This window comes from Microcoleus sp. S28C3 (genome assembly GCF_036700785.1).
Taxonomy (GTDB): Bacteria; Cyanobacteriota; Cyanobacteriia; order Cyanobacteriales; family Microcoleaceae; genus Microcoleus; species Microcoleus asticus.
In genome coordinates this window covers 1-10,865 of sequence record NZ_JAUBPO010000159.1, presented here as the reverse complement: position 1 = coordinate 10,865, position 10,865 = coordinate 1, and the positions used below count along the sequence as shown (strand labels likewise).

Genomic DNA, 10,865 nt, shown 5'->3' with positions numbered 1-10,865 from the left:
TAATTTACAACTCTAAATGCCTACTTTTCTTTGAATTCAGTTTTATTCTCTCGATCCTTTCCTTCAGGGCACTACCGGGGCGTTTATTCTCGGTTCGATCGCCCTAATTTACACTCAAAAATATAAAAGCGATCGCCCTTGATTTTTCTAAAAGAATTCAAGGGCGATCGCTCTAATCAAAGTATTTATCTCATATCAGAGATTTTTGTTGCAAGCTGTTTTTTTTGCCTGAACAGCTTGTTTAACGGAGAGGGAGGGATTCGAACCCTCGTTAAGTTGCCCTAAACACACTTTCCAGGCGTGCGCCTTCAACCGCTCGGCCACCTCTCCAGGGCTAAATTAATTCATTTAGCCACAGCTAAACTATCTTAGCAGAACAAATCTGATTTGGGAAGGGGTAACGGCATAAATTTGCTGTTTAATGTGGGTAGGGTGTCAAACGGGCAGGCCGGATTCTCCTCCCAGTGTCGCAAACCCTTTCATCTCAAGGATTTTGCCCCGCCAACCCCAATCTAAAATCTAAAATCTAAAATCTAAAATTCCATGACTGACTCTTACACAATTAAAATTCATAACAGACAGACAGGCGAGCGCCACACCGTGCGAGTACCCGAAGACCGCTACATCCTCCAAAGCGCCGAAAACCAAGGAGTAGAATTGCCCTTTTCCTGCCGCAACGGCGCTTGTACCGCCTGTGCGGTGCGCGTCAAGTCGGGGGAACTGCACCAGCCAGAAGCAATGGGGCTTTCTGTGGAACTGCAAAAAGAAGGTTATGCCCTGCTGTGCGTCAGCTATCCCCGTTCCAACATCGAGGTAGAGACGCAAGACGAAGACGAAGTGTACGAACTGCAATTCGGCCGCTACTTCGGCAAAGGTAAAGTTAAAGCCGGTTTGCCGTTGGATGAAGAATAAGGCAATTTGATAAATTATCAACTACCAATTATCCATGCTTTATCGGTTATTTGCGATCGCCCTTTGTCTGTTGTTAGCTAGCTGCCAAAAACCAGAAATGCCCCAAGGTACGATCGCCAAAGTAGAAAGGGCCATCAGCGGCCAAACAATCGAAGTTATCAGTACAGCCGACAAAATAGCCTTATTAGAACAAATTAGGCTGATTGGTATTGATGCGCCGGATTTAAAACAGCAGCCTTGGGGAGAAGCAGCCAAACAAAGACTAGAACAGCTAATTGGGGGAAAACAGGTATTGTTAGAATCAGACATCGAAGGCAAAGACCAGTTCGATCGCAAACTAGCCTACTTGTGGCAAGATAAAGTTTTGCTCAACGAACAGCTAGTCAAAGAAGGTTATGCCCTGGCCTCAGTGCGATCGCCCAACACCAAATACCAGCAGCGACTCGTGAACGCTCAAGAATGGGCGAGACTCATGGGTAAAGGCCTGTGGAATCCAGAACGAGCTTTGCGCCAAACTCCCGCAGAATTTCGCCAGCAAAATCGCCAATAGTCAGTAGTAATTAGTCATTAGTCATTTGTAAATGACTAAAAACTCCTCAGTTATAACTAATAACTACTAACGAGCAATGATTTCCTTCTGCCTTCTGCCTTCTGCCTTCTGCCTTCTGCCTTCTGCCTTCTGCCTTCTTCCCTCTTCCTTCTTCCTTCTTCCTAATGACTGACAATCAACTGCAAAACTTCTTAGAAATAGCCACAGAAGCAGCCCTAGCCGCTGGTTCCGTCCTGCAATCTTTCTGCGGAAAATTAGAAAACATTCAAGAAAAAGGCCGATCGGGCGATTTAGTCACAGAAGCCGACAAAGCCTCAGAAGCCGTCATCTTAGAAATTCTCGGCCGCCACGTACCCGACCACGCCATCCTCGCCGAAGAATCCGGCAAATTAGGCGATGCCAGCAGCAAATACCTGTGGGCGATCGACCCTTTGGACGGTACAACCAATTATGCTCACCAATATCCTTTTTGGGCCGTGTCGATCGGACTGTTAATCGACGGCATACCACAAATTGGAGTAATTTACGACCCTTTTCATAACGAATTATTTCGGGCAGGCAAGGGATTGGGAGCAACCTGCAACCGGAAGCCCATCCAAGTCTCCCAAATCTCAGAATTGAGAACCAGCTTGCTAGTCACTGGCTTTGCATACGATCGGCGCGAAACAGCAGACAATAATTATGCCGAATTCTGTCACCTCACCCACCTCACCCAAGGCGTGCGGCGCAGCGGTTCGGCATCCCTAGACCTCGCACACCTCGCGATGGGGCGATCGGACGGATACTGGGAACGGGGACTCGCTCCTTGGGACGTAGCGGCCGGTGTAGTCATCGTCTCCGAAGCAGGAGGTCAAATTACAGCTTATGACGGCAGTGCCTTTGAAATGAACTCGGGTCGGATTTTGGCCACAAACGGCAGAATACACGCCGAACTCAGCAGCGCACTGCTAGCAGTTCCTCCCTTATCTTCCTGGAAGTAGCGCCCCCGCAGCCAAGGATCGGGGGTAGTACGGGGGTCACAACCCCTTGACTCAAGCTACATTAAAGGATAGTGAAAAGCCAGGAAAGGAAGAGTAAAAGTTATGTCTTTTGAAATGACAAAAGGGCTGTTCAAGTATGACTTTATTGATCAGCACGCAATTTTGGGAATTCCCTTAGACGCCGAGTTTAACGACATCCGCAAGCGCTACATGAAAATCGCCCGCCGCTTGCATTCGGATACTTGCTCTTTTGAAGACCCAGCCGATAAAGATTGGGCCAACCAATTTTTATCAAAAGTAGTCAATCCGGCTTACAACAAATTCTCTAAGGAAAGCGATCGCAAAGAATACAACCTGCTATTAGCAACCATCAGCAAGCGCCTGGTTAAAGAACAGGCGAAAATGCAAATCGAAAGCGCAGCAGCCAAACAGTTAGCTACGGCTCAAAATTGGGAAGAAGCTTACAAAACAGCAGTTAGCAAACTCGCTCTCAAGCAGTACGAATCAGTTGAGGAAACGCAACAGGCGATCGATCAAATTAGCGAACTCAACATGGTTTACCTGCTCCGAAAAGAGCGCATGGGTGGTGGTGGTGGTGGGGTTGCATCCGGTTCATCTGCAAAAGCCACAAGCCCAACTAGCACAGAAAAAACATCAGCAGCAACCCCAGCCACCGCAACTCCCGCGCCTCCTCCTCCGCCTAAAGTCGAACCCCCAGACACGCTGGCCGACCCCTATTGCCGCCGAGCTCAAGGATTTATGGACAGCAAAAATTACGCTAAAGCAAGTTTGGAGTTGAGGGAAGCCCTGAAGCGCGCTCCGAAACACAGCCAAGCCCACGCTATGTTAGCAATGTGTTACTTTGAACAAAATCAAGCCACAATGGCGAAACTTGAGATGAACAAAGCTTTGGCATCAAATCCTGAAGAACCGACGGCTTTGGAGGTTAAGAAAAAGCTGGAACAAGCTGCCGCAAAGGCAAAAAAAGGTGAGGAGAAACCAGGATTTTTTGCAAGTTTGTTTGGGGGGAAGAAGAAGTGAGAAGTTGTGAAGTGTGAGTTTGGAATAGTTAGAAAGTGTTGAATAGCTGAGGAGTGGATCGCTCTGGCTCAAAAGAATCCAGAGTTGGCGATCGCACATCGGATAGCAGTCGGAATTATACCGTCAGTGCGATCGTCCCGCGATCGCGGATGCTCCAGAAAGAACGGGACGATCGCACTGACGGAGAAAATGATTATTCCGATGCAAACGAAAACGATATGACACCTTAATTTGTTAAAGTCGAATGTTAAGCTCGCCTTCTTCGACTTTAACACCGTCCCCTAAAGCTAAGCTTCTAAGCCCCATCTAAAATCTAAAATCTAAAATCTAAAATTGATATGACACCTTAATTTGTTAAAGTCGAATGTTAAGCTTGCCTCGTTAGACTTTAACACCGTCCATAAAGCTAAGCTTCTAAGCCCCATCTAAAATCTAAAGTCTAAAATCTAAAATTGATATGGTTCACCAACCCCCATCCGGTGCAAGAGATTTATTGCCCCTTGACGTTGCTCAAAAAATTTCGATCGAACGGCGCTTGCAGCAGGTTTTTCACCGCTGGGGCTATCACCGGATTATTACTTCAACTCTAGAAAGGCTGGAGACTTTAATGGCTGGGGGCGCGATCGACCGATCGACTCTGATTCAATTGCAAGACGCCGAGGATGGAGAACTGGGTTTGCGGCCGGAATTGACAGCATCGATCGCCCGCGCGGCTGCAATGCGGATGGCCGGGACTCGCTGGCAGCCTCAGCGCCTCTACTACAACGCCAACGTGTTCCGCAAAGGCCCAGATACTGGCTCAGGCGGGCAACAGGAGTTCTATCAAGCTGGGGTAGAGCTGCTCGGCGCAGGGGGGGCGGTTGCGGATGCGGAAGTGCTGCTGCTGCTGTCTGAGTGCTTGCAGAGCTTGGAAATTGATGAGTGGCATTTGGTTTTGGGAGAAGCGGGCTTGACTGCAACATTGCTAGAACCGTTTCCGCCAAACGTGCGCCAGAAAGTTCGGGGGGCGATCGCCAATCTCGATCGAATTGCCTTGGAAACTTTGCCGCTGTCAACCGAATTGCGAGAAAGAGCTCTGCTGTTATTTGACTTGCGCGGCCGCCCAGAAGAGGTGTTGCCAATTGTTGCCAAGCTGGATTTAGATTTGCCGCAGCAATCGGCGTTAAACAATCTCAAATCTGCGATCGAATTGCTGCACAAATGCCAGTCAAAAATTCCCAATCTCAAATCCCACATTCACCTCGATTTGAGTTTAATTCAAACATTTGACTACTACACTGGAATTGTGTTTGAAGTTGTCAGCAGCAGCAAGACAGGACAGCGAGTTTTAGGACAAGGAGGACGCTACGACCAACTGTTGGGACTGTTCGACCCCCAAGGGCAAAATTCCCCTGGCATCGGGTTTTGTCTGAATATTGAAGATTTGCACCAAGTTTTGCTGACAGAAGGGCAATTGCCCACGGAAACACCAGCTAGCGAATGGTTGGTTGTGCCTCAAACTCCTGAAGCTGGGGCGGCGGCCTTTGATTATGCTCGCAAACTCCGAGAGTCTACTCACCTAGTTCGGGTAGAAATAGATTTGGAGAGTCGGGAGAATGCGGAGGCGACCCGGGAATACGCGCGCGATCGACGAATTGCTCAAATTGCTTGGGTAAATGCCGAAGGATTACCAACAATTGAAACGGTAAATTAGGCTAATTGGTAATTAGTAATTGGTAGTTGGTAATTGGTTAAAAATCACCCGATATGATATTATGTATCCTGCTGATTGAGAAAAGGTTTTGCCAATTGCTAATTGCTAATTCCCTATCTAACTAAAATCTTTTGAGAGAACACTATGGCACACACTATTGTTACGGATATTTGCGAGGGAATTGCTGATTGCGTCGGCGCTTGTCCCGTTGCTTGCATTCACCCCGGCCCAGGCAAAAATGTCAAGGGTACTGATTGGTTTTGGATTGATTTTGATACCTGTATTGACTGCGGTATTTGTTTGCAGGTGTGTCCGGTCGAAGGTGCGATCGTTCCAGATGAACGGCCTGAGTTGCAGCAAACTCCCGCTTGATTGCATGAATTAAGTTTATCCGTAAGGTGCGCAATGCGCACCCTACATTTTTTTATCAACCGCAGAGGGGGCAGAGGACACAGAGTAGAAGGGTGAGAAATATTGGAAAAATCTAACGTTTAGATATCTAAATGCAGGTAATTAATTATGTTACTTTGGTAAGTTCTATTCCCCTCTCTTGTCTTTCTTTGTGTTCTAGCGCTAACGCGCCGCTTCGCTAACGCACCTCGAAGCGATTCCTTTAAAAAAAAGCCCGATCGCACTTTACAAAAAAAACTACAATAAAATCCTATGCAGCCGATCGCACTTTCCGACTCTCAAATTTTATCCATGCGCACCCACGCTGAAAGCGCTTATCCTGAAGAATGCTGCGGTTTGTTGCTCGGTCGAGTTACTGCAGGTGTTAAAACTTTAGTAGAAGTTTGGCCCACTGAAAATGCTTGGAGTGCGGAAGCTAAAGAGAATTGGCCGGAACAAAAAGAATTGACAGAAAGACGCAGATATGCTATAAAGCCCGAAGATATGTTGCGGGCGATGAAACACGGGCGCGATCGCACTCTGGATATTATCGGTATATATCATTCTCACACGGATTGTCCCGCAGTGCCCTCAGAGTGCGATCGGACATTGGCCTGGGCCCAATACTCTTACATCATTGTGTCCGTCCGACAAGGCTGTTGGGAAGACCTCCGCAGTTGGAGTCTTGACGGAGAGGGGAACTTTCAAGCAGAGGAAATTCTCGCACAGGAACCGACTGAGATTAAGAAATAATTAGTAAAAATAACAAACTCGTAAAAAGGCGAAAGATTTAGATAGGATATAATTCAAAATCTGCGCTACACACAATATCATGCTAAATCCTAATCTGGACGAGATCCAGCTCAACAAACAAGAATACGAACGCTACTCTCGCCACCTGATCCTGCCAGAAGTTGGATTGGAAGGGCAGAAGCGTCTCAAAGCTGCCAGCGTGCTCTGCATCGGTACCGGAGGCCTCGGTTCGCCGCTGCTGCTGTATTTAGCGGCCGCCGGTGTAGGCCGCATTGGGATTGTAGACTTTGATATTGTTGACCATTCCAATTTGCAGCGGCAGGTAATTCACGGCACTTCTTGGGTTGGGAAACCGAAGATTGAGTCGGCTAAAAATCGGATTTTAGAGATTAATCCTTTTTGTCAAGTTGATTTGTACGAAACTCGCGTTAGTTCCGAAAATGCGATCGACATTGCCACTCCTTACGATATCATCATCGACGGCACGGACAACTTCCCGACTCGCTATTTGATGAACGACGTTTGCGTGCTTTTAAACAAGCCCAACGTCTACGGTTCCATCTTCCGATTTGAAGGGCAAGCAACAGTTTTCAACTACGAAGGCGGGCCGAATTACCGCGATTTGTACCCGGAACCCCCGCCTCCTGGCATGGTTCCTTCTTGTGCAGAAGGCGGCGTTTTAGGCGTTTTGTGCGGAGTTGTCGGTTCTATCCAAGCAACGGAAGCTATCAAGATTATCTTGGGTCAAGGCACTACTTTGAGCGGCAGACTGTTGCTTTACAATGCCTTAGATATGACGTTCCGGCAATTGAAACTGCGGCCTAATCCAGTGCGTCCGGTAATTGAAAAGTTAATCGATTACGAACAATTCTGCGGCATTCCTCAAGCTAAAGCGCAGGAAGCGCAAGAACAACAGCAAATTTCTGAGATGACTGTCGTTGAACTTAAGGAGTTAATCGACAGCGGTGCCAAGGATTTTGTATTGTTAGATGTTCGCAATCCTAACGAGTATCAAATTGCTCAAATTCCTGGGTCTGTTTTGGTTCCTTTGCCGGATATCGAACACGGCGAAGGTGTCGCCAAGGTCAAGGAATTGTTGAACGGACACCGCTTGATTGCACACTGCAAAATGGGCGGGCGTTCTGCGAAGGCTTTGGGGATTTTGAAGGAAGCTGGAATTGAGGGGACTAATGTTAAGGGCGGAATTACTGCTTGGAGTCAAGAAGTAGACTCGTCTGTTCCTCAATATTAAGGCTAATCTTTTTCTGTGGCGGGTGAATTGCCCGCCCGGAACCGGGATTATGGCGGCGGCAACTGTTTATTTCTAGTTAGTAGATTCTTGAACTTACCTAGTAGATTCTTGCAATTGGCCAGTAACAAAACCCCACCCCAAACTAGAGCCCCGGCACCGATACTAATCAACAATACGAAGGCAAAAGAATTAATTCCCACCTTCAGCAAAGGCAAAGCAATCATTTGATTCGGCGGGTCTTGTTTAATCAAATAAGGAGAACTGCCAGCCACTACTCCGGCTACTCCCAAACCAAAACCGACAGCTTGAATTGTTACCTCTAGTTTGGCATCCCGATAAGCTTCTTCGATCGCCACAATAGCTCGAATTGCCTCGGTTGCTTGGTCTAGCAAGCCTGAACCGTGTTTGAAATAGCCTAAATCTGCTTGAATCTGCCTTTGAAACTGCGGGCAAGTTTCTTTGCTGAATGTTTCGAGAAAACTTAAATTGATATCACTATCATTGTACTTGTTTCTTGCTTTTAAGTCAACACTTATTTTATTTAATTTATCCTGGTAATTTTGGGCGTTAATGGCGATCGTATTTTGGCGAAACTCCAAATCAATCAGCATTCGGGCATACTTCACAGCCCGAGGCGGCATCTCAATCATCTGAGTTTGCAGAGATTTTAATTCTTCCTTCTTTAAACCCGCACCTTTCGATTGCTTCTGCTGAGCTTTATCTCGCTGCAAATACTTAAAAGTATTGTCAATATCGAGTTCAATTTTTTCATAGTCCTCGCGAATTTCGCGGTAATAGGCGCGACTTTCCCAAAAAGCACGAAGAATTTTATTTCTGTACAAAAACAGCTCCATAAAATCGCTGTACCTGGCTGCATCCCAGATTTCATCTGTTGCCGGACTGTTTAAAAACAAGATCAGAATGTGGCAGTAGGAAGCCTGCTGATTCGGATTGCCATATTCCAAAATTGGACTGCCGAACAACTCGCTTTGACGGTAAAAAGTCGGCAAGTTTTGACCGGAAATAAAATTTTCCAGACACTGTTGAGCCAAGCTTTTGAGAAAATGCTCATCTTGACCCATTTCTTGGTTTTGTTCCGCACTCAGCCAAGCTGTAAGCAGCAGAGTTTGACCAAAATAACTGTTAACAGAATTCGGCAGCAAGCAGTTACTTGGATTTAACTCCTGAAAAATGCTAACATCGACATTAGATGTTTTAATACCATCAATTTCTTCGGGAATGCTAATGTTAAATCCCAAAGCATAACTGTCATCAATCCGCTGCGGTTGAGCAAATCCTTGGAGAAAAATCGGCTGGCTATGATGCTCAATATTCTTCTCGAAAGGCAGAAAAGCCAGGTCATTTACAGAGTTTTCAACAATCAGGTTGACGCGCCATCCCGGAGGTGCTGTTTTCGCGCTGTATAAATTGCTAGAATTTAATTCCGCATCGACTTTGAGATTATTTTGCAATATCTCGTTGCACTTTTGCCACAAATGTTCGGGATTGACAGGGGAATTTGAGCTTGAAGTTAGGGCTGGCTGTTGAGAATTGACAGGGGAATTTGAGTCAAAACCTAGGGCATCCCAGAGGTGAAAGGCAAATAAATGAACGTTGGGAGCAGAGATTTTGCTATTTTGGTTCATTATCCGTATCCGAACTATTTGCTTGGTTGGGATTTTGTTGTTGATTGTACGCAGTTAGAATGCTGTCGCGCAGAATTTTAGTGATATTAGTTGTTGACCGCCCTGTCGTTGGAGTCGGTTTCGTGGGACGGATATCTTGCCGTGCATCACTTACATTATCAACAAAGTTTTGTGCCTCAATAGCATCTCTCAAAGTCTTTCCCAGTTCGTGTTTGCCACACCACTTGCTGATAGTCATGGCAATCGGGAATAATTCATCATCGGCCGATTCAGCTATTTGTGTTTCTAATTCAGGTAAATCACGCCATGCAGAGATAAAGATACTCGGTTTTTCGTTCAGCCAGTTCAGGAAAGTATTGATAATTTGTTCAGGTTCCACAGGACAATTCCCCTTTGATAAAAATTTAGGTTTTGTAACTCATCTCACAGATTTGGCAATTACTTCTGGCTTGTTTTTTTTCTGGCGATCGCACTCGCCTTCACATTATACCAAATCTGTTTTCAATCGCCATGCTTTCTCTTAGCCCGCTAGGAGTAGACTTCGTTTGTGTAGTAGCGATTTCAAGATGCGATTCCTCTTAATATCCAGTAGCACAGAAGGCAGCCCAATATTGTGGCTCGGAAAATAGTGATTCATCTGGTGTGAATGACGTTAACCACAACTGGACTTTTTGACTCAATTTTTTATCTAAACCTAACGGTTGCATCCAACCACTAAAATCTTTTTTTGTGACTGCGCGCATCCAGTTTTGCGTCGCATTCAAAGCGAGGGCTACTGAATCTGCATCCGGCAATTCCTGATAAAATTTAATCATCAAAATTGCTGTGGTAAAATCATCGACAGCCCACAGACTGCTGACAACATTCATGCTACCCGCATACAAAAAACCGCTGGGTAAACCAATGTATTCATCCGTCATTGCGGTTGAGGTGGTTAACCCGGTTTCGCAGGCGGAAAGTGTGACGAGACTGCACTGCGGTAACTGCAATTCGGCAAAGATTTCTCGCAGGGTGAGGCATTTTTCTGGGATGGCTTTTCTGCCGCTGCGTAGGGTGACATAGCGCTGTTTTCGATCGGGCTGATTTGACTCTGGGGGCGGGGGTGAGGTTTGCGGTTCCAGGGAATCGGCTAAGACTAGGGATGAAAGCAGCGGATTGTCAAAGTTGAATATGCCGTGACAGGAAAAGTGCAGGTAGTTGGCGTTTGAGAGGTTTTCTCGGTTTTCGTTGAGGGCGGTTTTTGTGGCTTGTTTTTTGAGTAAAATTTGATGCGGATTGAATCGGGTTTTGATGGTTTCTACTTCCATGTCGGCGTTGAATAAGTCTTCGGTGGGATTCTGGAGGGCGAATAGTTGTTGCTGATTGGGTGGGGGGGAGTTTCTGGTGGTGATGCGATTTTTTACGAGTTGCAGTAGTTGCAAGCTGGGGGCGTATTTCACGCCGGCGGGGAAGCTGTCGAGGAGGTAGCCGCGAAAGTTGGTTTTTTCTTGAAATCGGGTTTCTGAGGTGAATTGTAGGGCGTGGAGGGGGAATAGGTGCAGGTAGCGGTGGGGTACTAGGATTAGTTGTTTGGGTAGTGCCCTGAAGGAAAGGATCAAAAAATCAACCGAATTCAAATAAAAGTACGCATCTGGAGTTGTAAATTATC

The 10,865-nt window shown here is 46.4% G+C and carries 12 protein-coding genes and 1 tRNA gene; 9 read left to right on the top strand and 4 right to left on the bottom strand.

The features are described from left to right. Positions 1–245: 245 nt before the first annotated feature. Positions 246–330: transfer RNA gene (locus QUA13_RS29640), tRNA-Ser, on the bottom strand. 213 nt (positions 331–543) lie between these two features. Here QUA13_RS29640 and QUA13_RS29635 point away from each other — a divergent pair. From QUA13_RS29635 to moeB, 9 genes are all read left to right on the top strand, one after another. Further along, on the top strand, positions 544–912 hold the full coding sequence (locus QUA13_RS29635) for a 2Fe-2S iron-sulfur cluster-binding protein (RefSeq protein ID WP_333204328.1): 369 nt from the start codon (positions 544–546) through the stop codon (positions 910–912). A 34-nt stretch (positions 913–946) separates the two neighbouring features. Further along, positions 947–1,462 carry a thermonuclease family protein gene (locus QUA13_RS29630; protein WP_333204326.1) on the top strand — a complete coding sequence of 172 codons (516 nt, stop codon included), beginning with the start codon at positions 947–949 and terminating at the stop codon, positions 1,460–1,462. 164 nt (positions 1,463–1,626) lie between these two features. Next, complete coding sequence (locus QUA13_RS29625; protein ID WP_333204324.1) at positions 1,627–2,442, top strand: inositol monophosphatase family protein; 816 nt, start codon at positions 1,627–1,629, stop codon at positions 2,440–2,442. A 102-nt stretch (positions 2,443–2,544) separates the two neighbouring features. Next, entirely contained in the window at positions 2,545–3,483 is a 939-nt protein-coding gene (locus tag QUA13_RS29620) for a tetratricopeptide repeat protein (protein WP_333204322.1), read from the top strand. Between the two features lie 53 nt (positions 3,484–3,536). Next, positions 3,537–3,713, top strand: a complete 177-nt coding sequence (locus tag QUA13_RS29615; protein WP_333204320.1) for a hypothetical protein — start codon at positions 3,537–3,539, stop codon at positions 3,711–3,713. A gap of 227 nt (positions 3,714–3,940) precedes the next feature. Then, positions 3,941–5,176, top strand: coding sequence for an ATP phosphoribosyltransferase regulatory subunit (locus QUA13_RS29610; protein WP_333204318.1), 1,236 nt, complete (start codon positions 3,941–3,943; stop codon positions 5,174–5,176). Positions 5,177–5,320: 144 nt separating this feature from the next. After that, a complete protein-coding gene (locus tag QUA13_RS29605) occupies positions 5,321–5,548 on the top strand; it encodes a ferredoxin family protein (RefSeq protein WP_333204316.1) in 228 nt (75 codons plus the stop codon). Between the two features lie 291 nt (positions 5,549–5,839). Further along, positions 5,840–6,319, top strand: coding sequence for a M67 family metallopeptidase (locus QUA13_RS29600; RefSeq protein WP_333204315.1), 480 nt, complete (start codon positions 5,840–5,842; stop codon positions 6,317–6,319). A 79-nt stretch (positions 6,320–6,398) separates the two neighbouring features. Then, complete coding sequence (gene moeB / locus QUA13_RS29595; protein ID WP_333204313.1) at positions 6,399–7,571, top strand: molybdopterin-synthase adenylyltransferase MoeB; 1,173 nt, start codon at positions 6,399–6,401, stop codon at positions 7,569–7,571. A 47-nt stretch (positions 7,572–7,618) separates the two neighbouring features. Here moeB and QUA13_RS29590 read toward each other — a convergent pair whose 3' ends face one another. The 3 genes from QUA13_RS29590 to QUA13_RS29580 form a co-directional block, all read right to left on the bottom strand. Then, the gene (locus QUA13_RS29590) at positions 7,619–9,217 is read right to left on the bottom strand and encodes a hypothetical protein (RefSeq protein ID WP_333204311.1); all 1,599 of its coding nucleotides are present in this window, start codon (positions 9,215–9,217) and stop codon (positions 7,619–7,621) included. Then, positions 9,204–9,596: a hypothetical protein gene (locus QUA13_RS29585; RefSeq protein WP_333204309.1), complete on the bottom strand. Its 393-nt coding sequence runs from the start codon at positions 9,594–9,596 to the stop codon at positions 9,204–9,206. Before QUA13_RS29585 ends, QUA13_RS29590 begins: the two co-directional genes overlap by 14 nt. Before the next feature lie 199 nt (positions 9,597–9,795). After that, positions 9,796–10,815: a CHAT domain-containing protein gene (locus QUA13_RS29580; protein WP_333204307.1), complete on the bottom strand. Its 1,020-nt coding sequence runs from the start codon at positions 10,813–10,815 to the stop codon at positions 9,796–9,798. Positions 10,816–10,865 lie beyond the last annotated feature (50 nt).